The following is a 22,253-nucleotide window of genomic DNA, read 5'->3' on the forward strand; positions in this document are numbered from 1 at the left end:
TGGACGCAGGCCAGAGGACCCCGCCGGCGTGGCGTCGCCGGCACCCTCCGCAGGCGCGGAGGCACTAACGGACAAGGCAACACTGCATGAAAGAGAAGCACGAGATCGTCGCCAACTGGCTGCCGCGTTACACCGGCACACCGCTGGAGCAGTTCGGCCAGTACATCCTGCTGACCAACTTCGGTCACTACGTGGACCTGTTCGCCGAATGGCATGGCGTGGAGGTGCAGGGACGCGACCGACCGATGCCGAACGCCACCGCCGATGGCATCACCCTGATCAACTTCGGCATGGGCAGCCCCAACGCAGCCACCGTGATGGACCTGCTCGGCGCGATCGAGCCGAAGGCTGCGCTGTTCCTGGGCAAGTGCGGCGGGCTCAAGAAGAAGAACCAGATCGGCGATCTGGTGCTGCCGATTGCCGCGATCCGTGGCGAGGGCACCAGCAACGACTATCTGCCGCCGGAAGTGCCTGCGCTGCCGGCGTTCCAGCTGCAGCGTGGCGTCTCCACCATGATCCGCGACCTCGGCCACGACTACTGGACTGGCACTGTCTACACCACCAACCGTCGAGTCTGGGAGCACGACGAGGCGTTCAAGGATCGCCTGCGGCAGACGCGCTGCATGGCGATCGACATGGAGACCGCCACCATCTTTGCCGCCGGCTTCGCCAACGGCATCCCCTGCGGCGCGCTGCTGCTGGTCTCCGATCAGCCAATGATCCCCGAGGGCGTAAAGACCGAAGCCAGCGACCGCAAGGTCACCAGCCAGTACGTCGAGGCGCACATCCGTGTCGGCATCGAGGCGCTCAAGCTGGTCCGCCGCAACGGCCGCAGCGTGAAGCACCTGCGGTTCGAGGGGGATGGCGAGGGGGAGTGAGGGCTGGCTGTCCGCATTCGGCCCGGGTCCGGGAGGGCCTGGGTCGCGGATGCGGCGTCACCCGACTGGTTCGCCCAGTCGGGCCTCCAGTGAGAGGCGCAGGGGCTCCAGCTGTCGCGCATAGGTTCGCCACTGTCCCAGGCTACGTGCGTGTATCGTCTCGCGCACCTGGGCGGCGCTGGGGGTGGCCACGGGGGAGGTGTTGCGCTCCGGCCGGAAGCAAGCCTCTTCGACCGGTAGCCCACAGAAATCCAGGATTCCGCGAACGGTAGCCTCGGTTTGTTGCACCAGGCCGGCATACGGGACATCGAGCACGGCGCCAGGCATTGCGGCGTTCCAGTGTCGGGCGAGGCGCGTGTACTGGCCGAAGTAGTGCGCGAGGGCTGCAAGGTCATAGCTGTACGGCGAGATGTTGCCGAACATGGCCTTGTAGTTGGAAAAGCACGTGTCCATCGGGTCGCGCACCATGTGCAGAATGGGCGCATGCGGCAATGCCCGCCGGATGAACGCGACCATCTGGATGTTCGCAGGCAGCTTGTCCACGTACCAGGCCTTGCCCTGCGCGCGCCATTGGGTCTGCTTCAGGTAGCGTTCCCCGAGTTCCCGGTAGTTGATCCGGTCGCTGCGCCGGATCACTTCTAGCAGCCCTTCGGAACGTGCCGGGGTCACGTCGGCTACCCAGTGCAGCTGACGCCAGAAATCAATGATCTCCCCGGCCGAGGCGACCTGCGAATGGCTGGTCAGGATGCGATCCAGCAGGGTCGTGCCAGAGCGGGGCATGCCGACGACAAAGATGGGTACGGGGCCGGGAGGGGGGGCGCACGGAGGTGTGCTGGTCACCGGCATGTTGGCCAATGCGTCGACAACTTCTTCCTCGACGTTGGCGCGGTAAGGGTTGAGGGCGTGCATCAGCGCGTTACAGCGCGACAGTGCAGACCATGCCTCCTCATGCCGACCGAGGTCGTCCAGTGTCTTGAAGCAAGCATATTCGAACTCAGCCCGTACGAAGTCGCGTTCGGGGCTGGTGCCGGTCGCAGGCATTTGCCGCAATTGTTCACGCAGCCAGGCCAGCCGGTTCGATTCCGGCAATTGCTTGCGCAGGTTAGCTAGCACCATGGCGGCGTCGCCGAAAGTCGGCCACTGCGCAAGGCAACGTTCCAGCACGGCATGCGCTTCGTCGATCCTGCCACTGAACTGGAGCAGCATGGCGTACATGTGCAGCTCGCCCGGGGAGTTGGCGCCGGCTTGGATGGCCCGTGCCATCAATTCTCTGGCCATGGCGATGTCACCGAGCACAAAGCGCAAATGGGCCTGCGCGGCCAGCAGTTCGGCAGGCGGCTCGGGTGCTTGTGCTAGCAGGTCGAGGCAGGCACGTGCGGCCACGATTTCGCCGGTGGCGATCAGTCGTTCTACCAATGAAAGGATGAGTGGCACATTGCGCGGCAACCGGGTCGCGGCCAGGAGCAACGGTTGGCTGGATGCCCGGAGCTGCCCACGCTGGAACATCACTGTGGATAGCTCAATCAGTGCGGCAACATCATGAGGTGAGCGGCCGATCCGCGACTCCAGGGCGGCCTGTGCCGCGGAGAGACGGGCATCGTCTTCGGGCCGGGTAGCTTGCGGATCTGACGTAAGTTGTGCCGATGGAGACGCTATCGAATTCATCGATCGATGGTAGTGCCACCGATGGCGCCACTCAATTCGTCAAGGCATGCCTTTGACAGCCTGGTCATCGACAGGTTGCGGGGGAACCCGGAAGGGCTAAGGCGGTTGTGCCGCTGGGGCGGGTACGCAGCCCATTGCGTTAAACGATAACGGTCGCGGGTGACGAAACGCTCAGCCTGCGTGGCGGTGTATTTCCGCGCGCGACAAGGATGTTACGTCTATTTATTTCGTTTTCAATGTAACTCGTTGATTGGATTGGCAATATCTTACAGTCGAGCACGGGCTTTGCCGGGGATCTTTCGACTAGATGTTGCGGAAAAGATAAAATTTTGTTGACTAACGCGTTTTTGCGGTCTTATTTTTTGCGACTAGGCGGACCGTACGAGGAAGGGTTCGCAAGAATTTACAGTTAGTTCTTGCGAAATAGGTTTTGATCCGCCGAACAATGATGTGTCTCTGATGCATCAGTCGTCTATCAATTTGGGGAGAAGCATTCAATGAATATTCGATATGGAGTCAGCGCTAACACCTTCCGCTGGCGCCCGACAGCCTTGGCGATCGCCCTGGGCCTGAGCTTCAGTGGCGCTGCACTTGCCCAGAGCACCGTCGGCAGCATCTTCGGCCAGGCCCCTGTCGCGTCCGGCGAAACCGTTGCGGTCAGCAGCGCCACGGGCTTCACCCGCGAAGTGGCGGTGGACAGCACCGGCCGCTACCGCGCCGACAACCTGCCTGTGGGTACGTATACCGTCACCCTGAAGCAGAACGGCACGGTCATCAGCACGCACCCGAACGTTTATGTCTCGACCGGTGCCGCCGCGGGCATCGACTTTGCCTCCAGCAGCGCCAACGCCAAGGAGCTGTCCACCGTAACCGTTTCGGCTAACGCGCTGCCTGCCATCGACGTCACCAACGTCAACTCGAGCACGGTCATCACTGCGGCCGACCTGCAGCGCCTGCCTGTGGCGCACAGCGCCGAGGCAATTGCGTTGCTTTCGCCTAACACCACGTCGGGCAGCGGCTTCTTCACCGGACCTTCCGGCGGCTCCTTGGTGTCGTTCGGCGGTTCCAGCGTGTCTGAAAACGCCTACTACGTGAATGGCTACAACGTTGGCGAACCGTACAAGAACCTCGGCGGCTTCCAGCTGCCCTACGGTGCCATCGAGCAGCAGGAAACCCTGACTGGCGGCTATGACGCCAAGTACGGCCGTTCCGACGGCGGCGTGATCAACCAGGTCGGCAAGCGCGGCAGCAACGAATGGCACTTCGGCGGCCAGATTGCCTGGCAGCCGCGCTTCCTTGAAGGTGATCCGGTCAACTACCGCTATGGCAATCCGACCATTCCGGCGTCGAGCAGCCTGGTCAACTACGCACCCGCGCCGAACGCGCCGGGCTCGTTGCGTCAGTATCGCAACGACAACAAGGAATGGCAGACGATCTACTCGGCCTACATCGGCGGTCCGCTGATTAAGGATAAGCTGTACCTGTTCCTGGCGGGCGAAACCACCAAGACCCAAGGCACTAATGTCGAGATCATCGACAACGCCAAGGTGCAGGATTTCCACGACAAGGAAACGAAGTTCTACGGCAAGCTGGACTGGAATATCACCGACAGCAACATCCTGGAACTGACCGCGCTGCGGAACAACAGCAGTAACGGCGCGGGGAAAACCTACGTCTTCGACTACGACACGCTGCAGCGTGGCGCGTACTCCAGCAAGAACGACGTCGCCAAGGACAACGCCCAGTTCTACATCGGCCACTTCACAAGCTACATCACCGATGCAGCTACGTTGAGCATCACTGGTGGCAAGGCGCAATTCCAGGATCCGGTCGAGTACGGCAACACCAGCCCGCTGCCGTTCATTTCCCGCGGCAGCAACGCCACGCTGCCCGACGGCAGCCATCCCACCAACGCCCAGACCAACACCTCGTGGACCTCGCCCGGCGCCAAGAACTCCACTCGTGGGCTGCGTGTGGACTTCGACTACAAACTGGGTAACCACGACCTGCTGGCCGGTATCGACAATATGTACTACCGGGCCACCGATCAGGGCCCGAACCAGCAGAATCCGTTCAATCCGGCGGTGAACTACTACTGGCGCTACCTGGGCGGCGGCGAAGTGCAGAAGCGCGAAATCGGCTGGGCGACCAGCATGACCATGTCGCAGAAGGCCTATTACCTGCAGGACAACTGGCAGGTGGCTCAGAACGTGTACCTGAGCATCGGCCTGCGCAACGACCGCTTCACCAACTACAACGACCTTGGCCAAGCCTTCGTCGACGAGAAGAACCAGTGGGAACCGCGCCTCGGTGCCAGCTGGGACGTGTTCGGCGACTCCTCGTTCAAGGTCTATGGCAATGCCGGCCGCTACTACCTCGCGCTGCCCAACAACGCGGCGGAGCGCGCAGCCAACCGTTCGACCTACCTCACCACCAACTACTCGTACACCAGCATCGACCCGGTCACCGGCGTTCCGCAGGGTCTGACCCAGCTGGGGCCGACGACTTCGCCAGACGGCGAGACCGGCGCGCCCAAGGATCCGATGCAGGTCGCCGCACGCAACCTGAAGCCGGAGTACCTGGACGAGTTCATCGTCGGTTTCGACAAGAAGCTGGGCGACAACTGGGTGTACGGCGCCAAGGCGATGTGGCGCGAACTGAAGGCCGCGATCGACGATGAGTGCTCGCCGGGCCAGATTGCCACCAAGATGACCAGCATGGGCCTCGACCCGAGCCTGTACTCCAATTCGCTGTATGGCGCGTCGTACTGCCGCCTGTTCAACCCCGGCCGAACGAACAACATGCTGGTGGTGTCCGACGATGGCAGCAAGAGCGTTCTCGTGCCGATGACCTTGAAGGACTGGGGTTTCGATCGCGGCGCCGTTCGCAAGTACGGGTCTCTCAACATGTACCTGGAGCATCCGTTCGACGGCAAGTGGTATGGACGCGTCGATTACACCTTCACCCGTGGCTTCGGCAACACCGAGGGTCAGGTGCGTTCCGACTTCGGCCAGGAAGACATCTCCAAGACCGAAGATTGGGATAGCTGGCAGCTGATGGACGGCCAGTACGGCGAGTTCGCCAACGTCCGCAAGCATCAGATCCGGTTCCGTGGCGACTACCAGATCACCCCGGAATGGCTGCTCTCGGCCACCTTGCTGGTGCAGTCTGGTATGCCGAAGGAGTGCTTGGGCTACTTTGGCCCGCTGACCCAGGGTCCGGGCGGTTACCTCCCTGGTGGAGCCAACGACCCGACCGGCTATAACAACTCGGGCACCGGTAACTACCACTGGTGCAACGGCAAGCGCATGCCTCCGGGTTCGGCGGGCCACACGCCGTGGACTGAGCTCCTGAACCTCGGTGTTCATTACCGCCCGGCGTTCGCAGATCACAAGCTGAGCTTCAACCTGGATGCCTTCAACGTATTGAACCAGCAGCGTGCACTGCAGACCGATCCGTCGATGCCCAGCTCCTTCAACCGACTGAACAACACGATCTACGTCAATACCGACTACGGCCAGCCGTTGTTCACCACACCGCCGCGCACCGTGCGGCTGTCGGTGACCTACGACTACTGATAAGCATCAGCGTTGACGCTTAGCAGCCACCGGCCGTCATGGCCGGTGGCTTTTTTCATGGAGCGAGCGAACAACGCACTCAGAGGGCATCGCGTCGGTTCACCGGGCGCTCTGGAGGTCGAATCGGGGTGCGCGTCATGTTCATGCCAGAGCCACCTGACTCGATGGAAGCTGCCCTGTAGATGGTGTCATCGGCGACCTTTAGGCGCCTGATGCTGCTGTTCCCTGTGCGGATCAGGCGCGAGGATATTCGATCTAGCCTTGTTGGCTGTTTTGGGACGAGTCAGTGGCTGTCGCCAGGCGACAGCCATGTTCTCTCGCTTGCCCCGAACTGGCGGCATCGCTTTCTGCTGATACGACTGTATGCATAGTTCATCAGTGCCTGGCCTTCAGGCGAGGTCATCCTTGCCCGTGCATCTGTGTCGCTGGATCGGTATCAGGATCCGTCGCCTAAGCAAGGCGTTCCCAGGGGGCTGCTAAGCCAGCAGCTGCTTCAGGCGGTTGATGTCGGTAGGCTCCAAGTATCGAACTTGTTGAGTAGTGAGCCGTAGAAAGCCATGCTGAAACCGCACTGTTGGCACAGTTCCTTCACTGGCATTCGGCTTCCTCCATGAGCGGGAGGTCGGTGTACCGCCTAGGTACGCCGTATTCAAATCCCATTCGAAGGCATCGAACCACCGTGCCGTCCAGATATGAAGAAGGTCAGCGCCCTGGTTGACTCGGCCCGTTTGGGCCGTCATCAGCCTATGTTGTCCAATGAGTTCCCGTGGACACTTGGCGTTCGCGAAAAATTGCGCGCTCGACCGGAGGGACGAGTTCGAGTGCGGCACTCCATGCCATTGAAAGTACGAGGCTCCGAATGACTCGTGCGCCCAAAAGCCCGTTCAAAATATCTTGCGAATCGATAATACTTTCTAATTATCGATATTTATTTCGTAATAATTTTACGCATCGATTTATTTTTCGATATAGAAAGCTTAATAAATTGTTGACAGCGATCATTCATGAAAACTAGATTAAAAACGCTCAGAACTTCTATTTAAGGATGGAAGAAATCTGTAAGCCGCGACCGCGGGTTCCTCGGGGGCTGTCCCTCGGCGCGGAGATTGCTGAGCAAAGGTGTCGAATCGAACTTAATTCCATGCAAGCCGCAGTCGCTGCTATCCATGTGGTCCGGGTGGGGCGAGTCCAACTACCCGCAAGGGCTGTTTTTTTGGGGAGAGAAAATGAACAAGCGCTATGAACGAGGGATGCACTACCGCCGCACTGCCCTGGCTACTGCCTTGGCTATGGGGCTGGGGGTCACGGGTCTGGCTTATGGTCAGGCCACCACGGGTTCGGTCTTCGGTACCGCTCCGGTCGCGGCGGGTGAGACGGTACGTGTCGTCAACAACCAGACCGGCCTGACCCGCGAAGTCGCGGTTGGCAGCGATGGCCGCTATGGCGCCAACCAGTTGCCGGTGGGCGACTACACCGTGTCGCTGGTGCAGGGCGGCAACGTAGTTGCCAAGCGTGAGCATGTGCAGGTGAGCGTTGCGGGTGGCACGGCGGTGCCGTTTGCCTCCACCGAAGCCGGCAAGAATGTCCAGAATCTTTCCAGCGTCACGGTCACTGCCAACTCGCTGCCAGCGATCGACGTATCCTCCACCCGTCAAACCTCGGTGATCACCTCAGAGCAGTTGAAGAACCTGCCGCTGGCACACAGCGCCGAAGCGATTGCCTTGCTGGCTCCGGGTGTGAACCAGGGTCCTTCTACCCTTGGCAAAGGCCCTACCGGTACGCCGCTGGTTTCCATGGGCGGCAACAGCGTCGTGGAAAACGCCTATTATCTCAACGGCTTCAACACCACCGATCCGATCGGCGGCTCGGGCGGCATTGCGCTGCCGTACTTCGCCATTGCCGAGCAGCAGACCATCACCTCCGGCTATGGTCCTGAATACGGTCGTTCGACCGGCGGTGTGATCAGCCAGATCGGCAAGCGAGGCAGCAACGACTTCCATGCAGGTGCATACGTGTCCTGGCGGCCGTCCTTTGCGGAAAGCACCTACGACAACATCTACTACAGCAACCCGCGGACGCCGGTCGGTGCTTTGGGATCGAACGGTCAGCCTTGGATGACTAACCAGGGCACCACGGCCTATCCTGCCGGCTTTGGCCAGATCCAGACGGGCAACAAGCAGAACAGCGACTGGCAGACGGTGTATGACGCCTATGTCAGCGGTCCGCTGATCAAGGACAAGCTGTTCTTCTTCGTGACGGCCGAATGGCAACACGATAGCCAGCAGTACGGTGTCGGAAACACGGGTACAGCATCACCGTCGGGTTTCTGGGCGTCGACGGGGGACTCCGCGCCCAAGCTGTATGGCAAGCTGGACTGGAACATCAACGACAGCAATGTGTTGGAGTTGACGGCTGCCCGGACCAAGGATCAGGACCTTACCCACAACTACTACAACTACAACTACACGAACCAGAGCGTCGGCTCCTATTACGGTCCGGGCGTGTTGACCAAGAACACATTCGACGTAGGCATCCTTAAGTACACCTCGTACATCACCGACGACCTCACGCTCGAAGTCTTGTACGGCCAGATGGGCGGCCAGTACTACACCAGCCTGTCGGGCGGCGGGAATTCGGCGCCGGTGACCTTTAGCCCGGGTGTGACGGTACCGGGGGGGGTCGTCGTCCCGAACCTGGTCCAGACAACGATCGGTAACCCGGAACACACCACCAAGACCGCCAATCTGCGCGTCGACTTCGACTGGAAGATCTCGGCCGACCACGATCTCAAATTCGGCATCGACAACCTGCAGTACCGCGACGACCACGATGGCATCACAACCCTTGGCGGCGGTAGCTGGGTATACCTCACGCCTGGCAGTTTGCCGCCCTATGCCTCCACTGCGCCTTACGTCACCCCCCCTGTTGGTGGCAACTACGTGGTGCAGAACCTGTTTGGTTCGAACGTCTCGCTGGCTGTCCGCCAGAAGGCGCAGTATGTGGAAGATCGCTGGCAGGTCACGCCCAACGTGTTGCTCGACCTTGGCCTGCGTAACGACCAGTTCACTAACCTCGGCCCCGGCGGCATTCCGTACGTGCGGGAAACGAAGCCGCAGTGGGCGCCACGCCTAGGCTTCAGCTGGGACGTGTTTGGCGATAGCACGTTGAAGCTCTTCGGTAATGCAGGGCGTTACTACCTGGCTCTGCCGGCGGGCCTGGCTGCACGCAACGCGGCCATGGGCACGATCAACGGCGAAGTCACCTATACCTATACCGGCATCAGCCCGAATGGCGTCCCGACAGGAATCAGCCCGGTACTCATGAACTTGGCGCCGGGCGTGACGACGCCAGGTTACTACTCGCCGGATGGCGAGAACGGCGTCCCCGGCAATACCAAGAACTATGCCTCGACCAACCTAAAGGCCTCGTACCAGGACGAATACGTGCTGGGCTTCCAGAAGATGCTCGGTGATACCGGCCTGGTGCTCGGCATGCAGGGTACCTTCGAGAAGGTAGGCAACCTCGTGGACGACACCAACGTCGTGGCGTGCGGCACCGTTGCTGGCGGCTTGGTCAATCCGGGCAAGACCAACTACATCCCGGAACCCTGCGGTCTGGCCACATGGGATCCGAACACCGGCAAGGGCGTCCTGACGAACTTCGTTAATACGTTCCCGAAGCCGTCGCGTAAGTACTACGCCCTGGACACCTATTTGGAGCACACCTGGGACGGCAAGTGGTACGGCAAGATCGACTACCTATTCTCCAAGTCGTACGGCAGCAGCGAGGGTCCGACCGAAACCGGTACGGGGCAGATCACCAACCAGAAGAACGGTGGCATGTCCGGTTCGACCACGGCACAGTGGGACTTCCCGGATCTCATGCAATATGCCAACGGCGAACAGGCCAATAGCCGTCGCCACACCCTCAAGCTTTTCGGCGCATATTCCGTTACGCCTGAGTGGACGCTTGCTGCTACCTTCATCATGCAGTCGGGCGCGCCGAACATCTGCTTGAGCGGTTACGGCGACACGATTGATCCGGATCTGTACGGCGGTCCCTATCAGCACTTCTGCGGTGGTGTGCCGAGCGGCAATTCGACTGTACCGGATCCCAACAACCCGGGTGGGTTCTTGGGTCATGGTGGTGTCGGGTCTCCTCCGGGAGCCAGTGGTCACACACCGTGGACTCATCAGCTCAATCTGAGCGTGTCGTACGTGCCGGAATGGGCGAACAAGCACCTCACCTTCCAGGCTGAAGTGCACAATGTGTTCAACGAGCAGAATACGTTGTTGTTCGCGGGTCCATCCAACGGTTACGTCGTGTACCAGGGTGGAACGGGTTACTACAACCCGATCTACAAGACCGCGGTTTCGACGGAACCGCCGCGCTATGTAGATTTCAACGTGAAGTTCGACTGGTAAGCCACACCCTCTTGACCTCGTGCCGTCGTTTGCAACGGCACGAGGTCAAGAAGCGCAGAAACGAACAAGGCCGCCGGGCAGCCGGCGGCCTTGTTCGTTCAGCGCGCGAGGCGGTCGCGCAGTGGCTGCAGCAGTTCCAGATACGGCGTGCTATGCGTCGTATCGCGCTGAATGGGCTGACGTACCTGCGCCGCGCTGGCGGTGCTGAGTACCTCGCGCTGGGTTCGATGGGGTGCCAGGCAGGCTGGGTCGAAAGACAGGTCGCAGAACGCGAGCAGGCGGCGGATCTGCGCTTCGGGTTCCTGCAGCAGAGCCTCGTAGGAGAAATCCAGCATCTGATCCGGATGGCGCGCCAGCCAGAATTCGCTGAGGCGCAGGTAATCCCAGTAGTGATCGGCCATATCATCGAGGTCGTAACTGAAGTGCACGCCATGCCGGAACAGATGGCGGTAGCAGGAGAAGCAGGTTTCGACCGGGTCGCGATGGCAGTGGATGATCTTCGCGCCAGGCAACATGGCGAGCGCGGCGCCGACCAGTGGCCAGTTACAGAGTTCCTTGTCGGTGAAGCGAGGACGCTTTTCGCGCCAATGGGCGGTGCGTGCGAGATAGTCCTTGCCCAGGCGCTCCCAGTCGCTGGCGGTCGCCGCGGCGACCCACGCCGGGAAGGGCTGGCCGCGACGGCGCGATTCGTCTTCGATGACTTGCGGAAGGTCCGGGATCTCGTTGGCACCCTCGACATCGGGATGCGATGCAAGGATGTGTTCGAGCAAGGTCGAGCCCGAGCGCGGCAGGCTGACGATCAGAATGACTTCACGACCCAATTCGGGATTCACCGGCGCAGGCGATGGAGCTTGAAAGGCTTCCATGATGCGGTCGACCTTCGCGCGCTCGGCGGCGGCGTCCCATTCCACTTGGCGGCGTTTGTCCGCGTTTGCCTGGCGCAGCGCCTCGAAGGCGCCGGCATAGTCCCGTTGGTCCTCCAGCGCCCGGAACAGGCTGAAGCCTAGTGATATCCGCATATCAGGCTTGAGGCCCGGGTTAAGTAGCGCTCGACGGAGTTGTTCGACATCGGCCGTACTCAACGGCTCGGTCTTTAGGTTGGCCAACCCGTGCCATGCCTCGGCGCGATCGGGCTGGAGGCGCAGCACGTGCCGGTACTCGGATACGGCGCGGGCGATATCGCCCTGCATGGTGGCGATATCGGCCACGCCGATGCGGGCCAGCACGTGTCGCTCATCCAATGCCAACGTGCGGCGAAATGCCTGATCGGCCTCCTGCAGCTGCCCTTGCTGTTTCAGCGCCTTGCCGAGGTTGTACCAGGGCGATGCGTGTCGCGGTGCCAGTTCGCAAGCCCGATGCAGACGATCCAGCGCTTCGCCCGGTGCGCCAGCGTCGTGCAAGGCGCATCCGAGGTACATCAGCATGTTGGCGTCGGTGGGGCGTTGCGCGACGGCCTTGCGCAGGAAGCCGACGGCCTTGGCGGCATCGCCGCCCATAAGGCAGGTGAGGCCGTAGAGGAATTGAGCGTCGGCAAGTCCGGGGTTGCTAGAAAGAACTTGCGTCAATGCGCGCTCGGCGAGATCGAATCTTCCCTGGTTGAGCGCTTTGCCTGCTTCCGTCATCAGCAGGCCGGTCGTTGTGGAGAATGAGGGGTGCTGCGACATTGGGGGCGCCACTTCAGGAGATGCACCGAATCATAACGGTTGTTGCGAACGCCATTCGATTTCGGGCGCAAGTCAAGCGAGCGCATTAGTTTTCGAATTATGTCGCAACTAATTGCGTAAATTGCAATTACGAAATTTCTTGAACGTTGACTTTGTGTTATTTGAACGACTATTTTCAGTTGGCGAGTGGCAACGCGTTACTGGTGGCGTTTGTTGTGGCTCGGCCGGCTTCACCTCAGGTCGCGTCATTCGGGGCCTGTGGCGAGCATCGGACTGAGTTGCGCAATTGCCGTGTTTCTACCTACTGAAGAAACCGTATTTTTGCGAGGGGAGTTCCCAATCTCATGAATGTCGTTAAACACAATAAGCACAATCGGGAAATGCGCCGTTCCGCGCTGAGCCGCACCGCGCTGGCCGTGGCCATCGTCGCCGGCGTTGGCATGACGGGCCAGGTGCTGGCGCAGGCCACCACAGGCACCATCTTCGGTAGCGCGCCAACCTCCGGCGCCACCGTGCAGGTCACTGGTGGTGCGGGCTTCAACCGCACTGTTCCGGTCGATAGCACGGGGCACTACTCGGTGACCGTGCCAATCGGCAGCTACACGGTCAACCTGCTCCAGAACGGCGCCGTGGTGCAGTCGCACAGCAACGTCAGCCCTGTCGCAGGCGGCGCGTCCGAGGCCGACTTCGTGCAGGCCGGCGGCCCGAACGCGAAGTCCCTGAGCACGGTGACCGTGACGGCGAATGCGTTGCCCGCGATCGACGTGACCTCCACCACCCAGAATCTCACCATTACCGCGCAGCAGTTGAAGCAGTTGCCGCTGGCTCACAGCGCAACGGCCATCGCCTTGCTTGCGCCGGGCACCACGACGGGCGCAGCCATGCTGGGCGGCGACAGCCTGGGGCATTCCGTGATTTCGTTCGGCGGCTCCACCGTCGTCGAGAACGCCTACTACATCAACGGCTTCAATACGTCCGATCCGCTTAGCAACACTGGCGGCATCGATCTGCCTTATGGCGCCATCGACCAGCAGCAGACCCTGACCAGCGGATACGACGCCAAGTACGGTCGTTCGACCGGTGGCGTGATCAGCCAGGTGGGCAAGAGCGGCACCAACGACTGGCACTTTGGTGGTCAGGTGCAGTGGCGGCCGGAGTTTGCGCAGAGCACCGCCGACAACATCTACTGGAACAACCCGCTGAGCACCCGCGCTGGGCAACAGGCCGGGGACCTCCAGACCTACCAGAAGCCAAATGGCCTGTGGGAGACGATTTACGACGCTTACGTCGGTGGCCCGCTGATCAAGGACAAGTTGTTCTTCTTCGTTGCGGCCGAAGCCGACAAGACGCAGGGTCAGACCAACCACTCCGTCAACGCGGGCGACATTCACTATTTCAAGCAGAGCCAGCCGAAGTTCTACGCCAAGCTGGACTGGAACATCAACGACAGCAACATCCTGTCGCTGACCAACATCCGCAACCAGAACGCCCTTCAACCCGATTCGGTCTACGCCTACAACAACACGACGCACCAGGTCGGCGCGTTTGAAAGCCTGACCCAGCGCACGAAGAACGCCTTCGACATCTGGATCGGCAAGTACACCTCGTACATCACCGACAACCTGACGTTGAACGCGATGTTCGGCAAGATGGACTCCACGTATTACCAGATGCAGGCGCCGTTCCCCGGGTATGACCCGAGCGTGGCGAACATCCTGAGTTCGTCGCTGGAAAACCCCGCCTACACGCCGAACGGCCCCGTACACACGTCCAATATCACCACGAACGTGACCAGCCCGGAGCACAAGGCAGAGGAGCTGAATTTCCGTCTCGACCTCGACTGGAAGCTGGGCAATCACGACCTGCAGTTCGGTATCGACAACGCCACCACCACGGACAGCAACGACGGCAACATCATGACCGGCCCGGGCTATGCCTGGAATTACGGTCAGACCGCCTCGCCGACCTCGCCGATCCCGGGCGGCGGCGGCGCACTCGGTACCCCGTGCAACAATGGCGCGGCGGGTTGCTATGTGTCGAAGTACGTGTTCGCGAATGCGGCTACCGTCAAGGTGGCGCAGCGTGCACAGTACGTCGAGGACAACTGGCAGATCACCCCGAACTTCCTGCTGAATGTCGGCTTGCGCAACGACCAGTTCACCAACTACAACCCGAATGGTGTCGCGTACCTGCGCCTGACCAAGCCGCAGTGGGCGCCGCGCATCGGCTTCAGCTGGGATGTGTTCGGCGACTCCTCCCTCAAGGTGTTCGGCAATGCGGGTCGCTACTATCTGGCCATGCCGGCTTCGGTGGCCTTGCGCGAGGCCGGTGCCCCGACGTACACCCAGACGTACTTCACCTACACGGGCATCACTGCCACGGGTATACCGACCGGAACGGTGCAGGTGGCCCCGACGACTTTCGTCAATGGCGAGAACGGCACCTCGCTCGACCCCAAGCTGATCGCCTCCCAGAACATCAAGGCGGAGTACCAGGACCAGTACGTACTGGGCATGCAGCAGCAGTTCAAGATGTTCGATCAGAGCTGGGTGTACGGTGTGACCGGTACCTACAACAAGCTTGGTCGCATCATCGACGACACCTATGCCAGCCTGGGCTGCGGCAATCCGGCTAACGATGTCTGCCCGGTCAACCCGTTGCAGGAAAATGCGCTGGCCATCGTGAACGCCGGCAAGGCACAGGGCGTCAACGTCGATCCCGCCAGCCTTCTCGGCAGCGTCCTGATCAATCCGGGCAGCACTCAGATCCTGACCGTTCCGACCGTCGGTGGCGGCTATGGCCAGGTGAGGATGTCGCCGTCGGATTGGGGTTTCCCTGCGGTCAAGCGCAAGTACTACTCGCTGGAGCTCTACCTGGAGCACCCGTTCGACGGCAAGTGGTATGGCAAGATCGACTACGTGTTCTCGCGCAGCTACGGCAATACCGAAGGCCCTGTGCAGTCGAACATCGGCCAGGGCGGTTCCTCCCAGTCGGCTACCGAGCAGTGGGACTTCAGCCAGATCATGTCGTATAGCAACGGCTTGCTGGCCAACGACCAGAAGCACCAGTTCCGGCTCTATGGTTCGTACCAGATCACTCCCGAGTGGATGGTCGGCGCCACCTACGTCATCGGGTCGGGCCACCCCAGGTCGTGCCTGGGCTTCTTTGGCCCGAACCAGACCGATCCTTCGACGCTTGGAGGCGCACAGGGCGGCTACGGCTCGTCGTATCACTGGTGCAATGGCCAGCCGACGCCGGGTGGCACCACTGGCTTTACGCCATGGACGCATCAGCTGAACCTGCAGGTGGACTATCGTCCGGCCTTCGCGCAGCACAAGCTGGATTTCAGCCTGCAGGTGCACAACGTGTTCAACGAGCAGAACGCTTTGCAGTACTCGGCGACGTACAATACCGGCGGCGGTGGCATCAACCCCGGCTATCTGTTGCCGTTCAGCCTGGAAGCGCCGCGTTACCTGATGTTCGGCGCGGCCTACGACTTCTGATCCAGAACGTCGTTTGATCGCTCCAGTAATGGAAAAGGCCGCCAGGAAACTGGCGGCCTTTTCTTATGCTGTGCCCAGGATGGTTTGATTGTGTCGGCCGTCCCGAGGCAGCGGGAATGACAGGTAAAGAACAGTCCGTTTGATGCGGTGCTGGCGTATGCCTATTCGATTTCCAGCCGGCGCAGAAGGTCGCGCAGTGGGTCGAGCAAAGCGCCGTAGCGAGATGCACGCGAGGTGTTCGCCTGCAAAGGCTGTCGAACCTGGGCGGCACTTGGCGTGCTACGGACGGAGCGCGGCGTCTTGTGGAACTCCAGGCAACCCTGCTCGAATGGAAGTCCACAGAACGCAAGGAGTTCGCGAATCCTTCCTTCCGGATCCGCGAGCATGTCCTCGTAGACGTGATCGTGCCAGTTTTCGGGAAAGCGCTCTTTCCAGAATGTGCTGATGCGAACATATCCTGCGTAGTAGTTCGCCATGGCTTCAAAGTCGTAGCTGAAAGCAGCGCCGTCCTTGAACAGTTGGCGATAGCAGGCGAAGCAGGTTTCCAGCGGATCGCGCAACGTGTTCACGACGCGTGCGCCCGGCAGCATGGCCAGTGCAGGGCCGACAAGCGCCCAGTTGCCAAGGTTTTTGTCGGTGAAGAAGGATTTGCCCTTGCGCCAATACGTGGTGCGCTCGAGGTATTCGCACCCCAGGCGATGCCAATCCTCGGCGGTAGCGAGCGGTCCCCACTGCGTCAGGAACTGCCCTCGGCGGCTAGATTCGCCGGTGATGACAGCTTGCAGCTCCGATATCTCGTTGGCGCCCTCCACCATGGTGTGAGAGGCGAGTATGTGTTCAGTCAGTGTCGAGCCGGAGCGAGGCAGGCACGAGATAAAGATGACCCCATGGCCGAGGTTTGCATCCACGGCGCGAGGCAAGGGGCGATCAAACGTCTTGATGATGCCGTCGATACGTTCGCGCTCCGCCTGGATGTCCCATGGGGCGAGGCGATACCGTATCGCGCTAGCTGTTTGCAGCGCGTGGAACGATGCGGTCAGGTCACCCTGATCCTCTAGTGCCTTGGCCAGCGCATAACCCAGCAATACCTGGTCGTTAGACGATACACGAGGGCGCTTCAGCAGTTCCTTGATGTGTTCTATCTCGCTGCTGTCGAGCCGGGTCGTCTTGAGGTTGCAAATATCGAACCAGGCTTTTGCATGATCCGGTTGGATTTTAAGCACGCTGCGGTAAAGGCTGACGGCCTCCGTAATCTCCCCCAAGGTGCTGTGCACGTGCGCCAGGGTCATCCTGGTCATGACGTGCGATGGATCCAGTTCCATCGCACGCATCAAACTGGGTTTCGCCTCATCAGGCTTGTGCGCCAATTGCATGGCGCGCCCGAGGTTGTACCAAGTGGCGGCTTCGGTGGGTGCAAGTTCGCAGGCGCGGCGCATGCTTGCGAAGGCGGCATCGGTGTGCCGACACTGGAACAGTGCGCTGCCGAGGTTCATGTGCGCGTTGAAGTCGTCGGGCTTCAGCTCGACCGCCTTGCGCAAGAATCCAGCGGCTTTGCCTGGGTTGTCGCGCATGAGTTGCACCAAGCCCGAGAGCCGCTGCGCCTCGGCCGAGTCTGGCGCGAGGGCCGCGGCTTGCTTCAAGGTCAGCTCGGCATTCGCTAACTTCCGAGCCGCCATGGCCCGGGACGCACTGGCCAACAAGTCGTCTAGCGACACGGATGTCTGGTTGGTGTCGATGGAATCCATGCGGGTACCAATGTCGAGTGGGACATGAGACCGAGCGCGCTTCAGCTGTTCAGTGATGGCGCAACCGAACGGACGCTCAATGGCTGCCGCTGAGCGCCAGCATCCCGCCTGCCACGTTGTGCACGTTGCTGAAGCCGTGCGCGGCGAAGCGTTCGGCCACGCCCTGGCTGGAGATGCCGCGCATGCAGATGAAGGCGAGGGCGGTGTCCTTGGGCAGGGCCGCGAGCGTCTCGTAGCCTTCGTCCTCGAGGATGCGCGCCTGCGGCAGCGGGGCGAGTTCGGCGCGGGCGGCGGCGGGACGCACGTCGATCAGGGTGATGCTGCCGGCGGCGAGGCGTTGCTGCAGTTCCTGCACGGTCAGCGACTTCACTTCCTGGGCGCCGGGAAACTTCAGGCTCAGGCCTTCGCCCTGCACGGTGGAGACCCAGTCGATCACGATGCCCTTGGCGCGCTGGGCACTGGCCGGGTCGAAGTGCACTTCGAGGCCGTTGGCGTGGGCCACGATGTCATGTTCGCTGGCGGGGGCGAGCTGGAAGCCGGCGCTATGGTCGGGGCCGATCTCCAGATGCAGCGCCAGGCCCTGCGCGTTCGCGGTGCCTTCGCGGATCGCCTTGGCGGCAGCATCGGTGATGGTGATTTCTGGTGGGGTGCGGTCGGGGGCGGCCACGCCGAACAGTGCGTGCAGCTCACCGCTGCCGTACATCTGGCGGATGATGTCGGCGCCGCCGACCAGCTCGCCTTCCACGTAGAGTTGCGGAATAGTGGGCCAGTCACCGTAGGCCTTGATGCCTTCGCGGATCTCCGGGTCCTCCAGCACGTTCACCGTGTGGTATTCGGGCAGGATTTCGTTGAGCGTGTTCGTCGCGGCGGCGGAGAAGCCGCAGGCCGGGGCGTGGCGGCTGCCCTTCATGAACAGCACCACGCGGTGGCTCTTGAGCAGGGATTCGATGCGTTCGCGGGTGGTGGCGTCGAGGGACATGAGGGGGCTCCGGCAAAGAGGCTAATGATACGCCCGATATGCCGGCGCCGCCGCGCGGCTTCAAGCCGCGGGCGCGGCAGCCAGCATGGTCCGGACCGCGGGCAGCGCGGCTCCGGCCCACAAGCTGTACTGGGCGGCCGACGGGTGCAGGCCATCGTCGGCGAGCAGGTTGGGGTGCCGGCGCGAGATGGGGGTGATGTCCACCCAGTGCGCGCCCAGCCGCAGGGTTTCCTCGCGAGCGGCGGTGTTGTAGGCGTCCAGTTCGGCAGCGATGCGCGCGATGTCGCGGCCGCTGTCGTGGGCGAACGGGGTGACCCCCCAGTCCGGTATCGACAGCACCAGCGCCCGGTCGACGCGATCGGCGGCCAGCGCGACCGCCCGCCCGAGCAGGCGGCGAAATTCGCCGCGGTACTCATCCACGTCGCGGCCACGGTACTGGTTGTTGACCCCGATCAACAGGCTGACCAGATCGTACGGCGGCGCGAACACTGCACCGTCCATGGCGGCGGAAAGCTCGTCGGTGGTCCAGCCGGTGGTGGCGATGATCGCCGGATCGGCCAGCGGCACGCCTTCGTCGCGCAGCGTGGCGGCCAGCTGCACGGGCCAGCGGCCTTCTGCTGGCACGCTTTCGCCGATCGTGTAGGAATCGCCCAGGGCGAGGTAGGTCAGCGGCATGGATCGTCTCCTTGAACTCCTCTCCCGCGGGCGGGGAGGGGCTTCATTCAAGCGACGGCGCGGCGTGGCTGTTCCGCCGCCATGCGCGCCAGCACCCGTTCGATGCGCACGAACACCTCGCGCAGCTGCGTGGGCTGCGGCAGCAGGGTGAGGCGCAGGTGGCGGCTGGCCGCCACGTTGAAGCTGGAACCGGGCACCACCAGCACGTGTTCCTCTTCCAGCAGGCGTAGCGCGAAGACGTTGTCGTCGAAACCGGGAATGGTCTCGATGCGCACCTGCGGGAAGGCGTACAAGGCGCCAGCGGGTGGCACCAGTTCCAGGTGCTCGCTGGCGGCCACGCCATCGAGCACGGCCTGGCGCGCCTCGTGCAGCCGGCCGCCCGGCGCGGTGAGCGCGGTGATGGTGGGGGCATCCTGCAGCGCAGGGATCACGGCCCATTGTGCGGTGACGTTTGCACACAGCCGCAGCGCGGCCAGCAACTGCAAGGCGTCGCGATACTCGGCGCTGCGCGCGGGATCGCCGGAAAGGCTGAGCCAGCCCACCCGGTAACCGCAGGCGCGGTGCACCTTGCTCAGGCCACCGAAGCTCACGCACGGCAGGTCGCCGGCCACGGCAGCCAGCGGCTGGAATGGCGCGCCGTCGTACAGGATCTCGTCGTAGATCTCATCGGCCAGCAGCAACAGGCCGTGCCGCGCGGCCACCGCCACGATGCGTTCCAGCAGCGCGCGCGGATAGACCGCGCCGGTGGGATTGTTCGGATTGATCAGCACCAGCGCGCGGGTACGCGGAGTGACCAGCGCCTCGATCTCGTCCGGATCGGGCAGATGGGCGTTTTCCGCAAGGCAGCGGTAGTAGCGCGGCCGACCGCCGTTGAGGATGGTGGCGGCGCTCCACAGCGGATAGTCGGGGCTGGGCAGCAGTACTTCGTCGCCGGGCTGCAGCAGGGCGCGCAGGCTGAGATCGATCAGCTCGCTGACGCCGTTGCCGATGAAGATGCGTTCCGCCTCCACGTTCCGCGCCCCGCGAGCGCGCTGCTGGGCGGCGATCGCCTCGCGGGCGGCTTCCAGCCCTTGTTCGTGGCCGTACGCTTCGCTGTCAGTGAGGTGTGCAGCGATTGCCTCGCGCAGGTGCGCGGGCGTCTCAAAGCCATAACGGCCCGGGTTGCCGATGTTGAGCTTGATGATGTCGCGGCCGGCCGCTTCCAGCTCGCGGGCGCGGCGGGTGAGTGCACCGCGAATCTCGTAACGCACGTCCGCCAGATGCGTGCTGGGTCTGATCGAAGCCAACGCCGGAACCCTCGTGGCCGGCGCCAATGCCGGTTTGCGTCGATGCTAGCAGCATGGTGCGGCGCAGCGCGAGCCGCCGGGCTGGCTTTGCGCGGGCTTGTAGAGCCCGTTCGATGTCTCCGCATGGCGGCCACGGCAAGGAACCCTTCGGGTCGGGCATGTTTGCCCGCGTGCCAGCGTCATCCCTCGGTCGTGGACGGACCCCTGCGCTCTCCGCCAGAACAAAAAAAGCCCCAGATCTTCAGGGGCTTTTTTCGGCATGTTGATCAGCGGCTTTACCGGTAAGCAGTAATCACCGCTATATCAGTCAGCGCATGGGGCTGCGGTGATCAGTCCACCATGTGCCACGGGCTCCGAAAGCCTTACTGAACCAGGGCGGCTCCAGTCGGCGCGCCGGCGGTGTTGTTGCCGGCCGAGAGATTGTTGGCGGCCGACTGGACGCTACCGCCACCCGATCCGATGCCAACACCGTTGTTCAAGATGCTGACGTTTGACATGGCAATCGACCCCGTTGGTGCCGTCTGCAATCCGGTGCCGTTGTAAGCAACGGCGCTGTCGGCCAGGTGGATATATCCAACGGAAGCGTAGACCCCGTAGGTGCTGTTGCCCTGAATGGTGGATCGGGTGATGTCGACCACACCACGCTTGGTCTGTACGCCCACGCCAGCTCCCTGGATGGATACGTTTTTCAGAAACGCAACCACAGGACCCGGACCTGACGTGCCATCGATCGAAACGCCTATGGCGCCACCCGTCATGACCGAATCCAGCACCGTCACATAAGTCGGGGACGTCACGGCTATTTCGACGTTATCCGTGGTAAATCCCTGGAACGTGCAGTGATCGATGATGACTTTGCCAGCGCTCTGAATCAGGATGCCGGAAAGGCCGGTCCCAATGCCGTTGAACTCCATATTGCGCAGGATCACGGTGTCGGTCGGGCCGGCGTTAATGACAATGCCGTTGGTGCCGGAGACAAGGACGCTTGCCAGCTCGCCACCGCCGCTGAGTGTGATGGCTTTGGTAATGGTCAGTGCGCCAAAGCCGCCTGGATCAAGCACTGATATCTCGCCTGACGCTATCGTTTTGGAAATAGCTCCTGCAAAGGTCTTGCACGGGGCGGTTCGGCTGCAGGGATTGGCGTCGTCGCCCACCCCTGATACCCAAGTACGTGTTGCTTGTGCATGTGCCGTTGCCGCGAACCCGAATGCGACTAGGACAGACAGCAGGACTATCTTCAGTAAACGCTTCATGGAATTCCCCCTGTAGGTCGAAAAGCGCCAACATCCATGGGTCCGGGACCTAAATGCGTCGTACGGCCGGGCTCATGGATGCACTAGCTATGTCAGTTGCGGGAATGCCGCGCCGACGATTAAGCATATAGCAACCGATAGAAAACGTGACGTAAGTCGCTATTTTGATGGTTCCGGGTCATGGCAGCAAAGGCCTTGGGGCGACCTGTCACGACAGGGCCGGCTATGTCACCACTCGCCGAGAACAGGTGCATGACGGCTGGGTGACAGCCCCGCTTTAGGCCATCCGCCCATCTGCCCCTTTTCAGGCGGCTCGGGGGCGCTCTCAAGGCAGCTACCTCGCCAAAGCGATGAACCTCATCGGTAATCCCCCCGTAAATTAGCAGACGCTGAAAGTGGAATTTTCTCGTAATCTTTCCCGAGGAGGTTCCATGAAGAAGTCCCGATTCAGCGATAGCCAGATCATCGCCGTGCTCAAGCAAGCCGAGGACGGTACGCCCGTCCCGGAGCTCTGCCGAGAGCACGGCATCAGCTCCGCCACGTTCTACAAGTGGCGCGCCAAGTACGGCGGCATGGATGCCTCACTGATGGGGCGCATGAAGG

At 61.9% G+C, this 22,253-nt stretch carries 12 protein-coding genes; 5 read left to right on the plus strand and 7 right to left on the minus strand.

What is annotated here, in order from left to right; translation table 11 throughout:
• Window positions 1–86 precede the first annotated feature (86 nt).
• Window positions 87–878: an AMP nucleosidase gene (locus tag ISP14_RS05920; protein ID WP_404537080.1), complete on the plus strand. Its 792-nt coding sequence runs from the start codon at window positions 87–89 to the stop codon at window positions 876–878.
• A gap of 57 nt (window positions 879–935) precedes the next feature.
• Here ISP14_RS05920 and ISP14_RS05925 read toward each other — a convergent pair whose 3' ends face one another.
• Window positions 936–2,543 (minus strand): tetratricopeptide repeat-containing sulfotransferase family protein, encoded by a 1,608-nt coding sequence (locus ISP14_RS05925; protein ID WP_404537082.1) that lies wholly within the window; start codon window positions 2,541–2,543, stop codon window positions 936–938.
• Window positions 2,544–3,040: 497 nt separating this feature from the next.
• On the opposite strand from ISP14_RS05925, the gene ISP14_RS05930 reads away from it, so the two are divergent.
• Both ISP14_RS05930 and ISP14_RS05935 read left to right on the plus strand, forming a co-directional pair.
• Window positions 3,041–6,121 carry a TonB-dependent receptor gene (locus tag ISP14_RS05930; RefSeq protein ID WP_404537084.1) on the plus strand — a complete coding sequence of 1,027 codons (3,081 nt, stop codon included), beginning with the start codon at window positions 3,041–3,043 and terminating at the stop codon, window positions 6,119–6,121.
• A gap of 1,226 nt (window positions 6,122–7,347) precedes the next feature.
• Entirely contained in the window at window positions 7,348–10,545 is a 3,198-nt protein-coding gene (locus ISP14_RS05935; protein WP_404537086.1) for a TonB-dependent receptor, read from the plus strand.
• 98 nt (window positions 10,546–10,643) lie between these two features.
• On the opposite strand, the gene ISP14_RS05940 is transcribed toward ISP14_RS05935, so the two are convergent.
• On the minus strand, window positions 10,644–12,209 hold the full coding sequence (locus tag ISP14_RS05940) for a sulfotransferase (protein ID WP_404537088.1): 1,566 nt from the start codon (window positions 12,207–12,209) through the stop codon (window positions 10,644–10,646).
• Window positions 12,210–12,589: 380 nt separating this feature from the next.
• Here ISP14_RS05940 and ISP14_RS05945 point away from each other — a divergent pair, with 380 nt between their 5' ends.
• On the plus strand, window positions 12,590–15,712 hold the full coding sequence (locus ISP14_RS05945) for a TonB-dependent receptor plug domain-containing protein (protein ID WP_404537090.1): 3,123 nt from the start codon (window positions 12,590–12,592) through the stop codon (window positions 15,710–15,712).
• A gap of 161 nt (window positions 15,713–15,873) precedes the next feature.
• On the opposite strand, the gene ISP14_RS05950 is transcribed toward ISP14_RS05945, so the two are convergent.
• From ISP14_RS05950 to ISP14_RS05970, 5 genes are all read right to left on the minus strand, one after another.
• The gene (locus ISP14_RS05950; RefSeq protein WP_404537093.1) at window positions 15,874–17,457 is read right to left on the minus strand and encodes a tetratricopeptide repeat-containing sulfotransferase family protein; all 1,584 of its coding nucleotides are present in this window, start codon (window positions 17,455–17,457) and stop codon (window positions 15,874–15,876) included.
• A gap of 76 nt (window positions 17,458–17,533) precedes the next feature.
• Window positions 17,534–18,436: a Grx4 family monothiol glutaredoxin gene (gene grxD / locus ISP14_RS05955; RefSeq protein ID WP_404537096.1), complete on the minus strand. Its 903-nt coding sequence runs from the start codon at window positions 18,434–18,436 to the stop codon at window positions 17,534–17,536.
• 60 nt (window positions 18,437–18,496) lie between these two features.
• A complete protein-coding gene (locus ISP14_RS05960; RefSeq protein ID WP_404537098.1) occupies window positions 18,497–19,111 on the minus strand; it encodes an SGNH/GDSL hydrolase family protein in 615 nt (204 codons plus the stop codon).
• A gap of 47 nt (window positions 19,112–19,158) precedes the next feature.
• Window positions 19,159–20,397, minus strand: a complete 1,239-nt coding sequence (locus ISP14_RS05965) for an aminotransferase class I/II-fold pyridoxal phosphate-dependent enzyme (RefSeq protein ID WP_404537100.1) — start codon at window positions 20,395–20,397, stop codon at window positions 19,159–19,161.
• Between the two features lie 362 nt (window positions 20,398–20,759).
• On the minus strand, window positions 20,760–21,650 hold the full coding sequence (locus tag ISP14_RS05970; protein WP_404537102.1) for a hypothetical protein: 891 nt from the start codon (window positions 21,648–21,650) through the stop codon (window positions 20,760–20,762).
• A gap of 431 nt (window positions 21,651–22,081) precedes the next feature.
• On the opposite strand from ISP14_RS05970, the gene ISP14_RS05975 reads away from it, so the two are divergent.
• Window positions 22,082–22,253 (plus strand): transposase (locus tag ISP14_RS05975; RefSeq protein WP_404537147.1); only part of this gene is annotated, 172 nt, incomplete at its 3' end.

Origin of the sequence: Dyella agri (genome assembly GCF_044904705.1) — a bacterium.
Classification (GTDB): Bacteria; Pseudomonadota; Gammaproteobacteria; order Xanthomonadales; family Rhodanobacteraceae; genus Rhodanobacter_A; species Rhodanobacter_A agri.

Excerpts from the sequence above, each read along its gene's own strand:
- ISP14_RS05920 (WP_404537080.1), top strand. The coding sequence starts at position 87 with ATGAAAGAGAAGCACGAGATCGTCGCCAACTGGCTGCCGCGTTACACC.
- grxD (WP_404537096.1), bottom strand. The coding sequence starts at position 18,436 with ATGTCCCTCGACGCCACCACCCGCGAACGCATCGAATCCCTGCTCAAG.
- ISP14_RS05930 (WP_404537084.1), top strand. The coding sequence starts at position 3,041 with ATGAATATTCGATATGGAGTCAGCGCTAACACCTTCCGCTGGCGCCCG.
- ISP14_RS05960 (WP_404537098.1), bottom strand. The coding sequence starts at position 19,111 with ATGCCGCTGACCTACCTCGCCCTGGGCGATTCCTACACGATCGGCGAA.
- ISP14_RS05970 (WP_404537102.1), bottom strand. The coding sequence starts at position 21,650 with ATGAAGCGTTTACTGAAGATAGTCCTGCTGTCTGTCCTAGTCGCATTC.
- ISP14_RS05935 (WP_404537086.1), top strand. The coding sequence starts at position 7,348 with ATGAACAAGCGCTATGAACGAGGGATGCACTACCGCCGCACTGCCCTG.
- ISP14_RS05940 (WP_404537088.1), bottom strand. The coding sequence starts at position 12,209 with ATGTCGCAGCACCCCTCATTCTCCACAACGACCGGCCTGCTGATGACG.
- ISP14_RS05945 (WP_404537090.1), top strand. The coding sequence starts at position 12,590 with ATGCGCCGTTCCGCGCTGAGCCGCACCGCGCTGGCCGTGGCCATCGTC.
- ISP14_RS05925 (WP_404537082.1), bottom strand. The coding sequence starts at position 2,543 with ATGAATTCGATAGCGTCTCCATCGGCACAACTTACGTCAGATCCGCAA.
- ISP14_RS05950 (WP_404537093.1), bottom strand. The coding sequence starts at position 17,457 with ATGGATTCCATCGACACCAACCAGACATCCGTGTCGCTAGACGACTTG.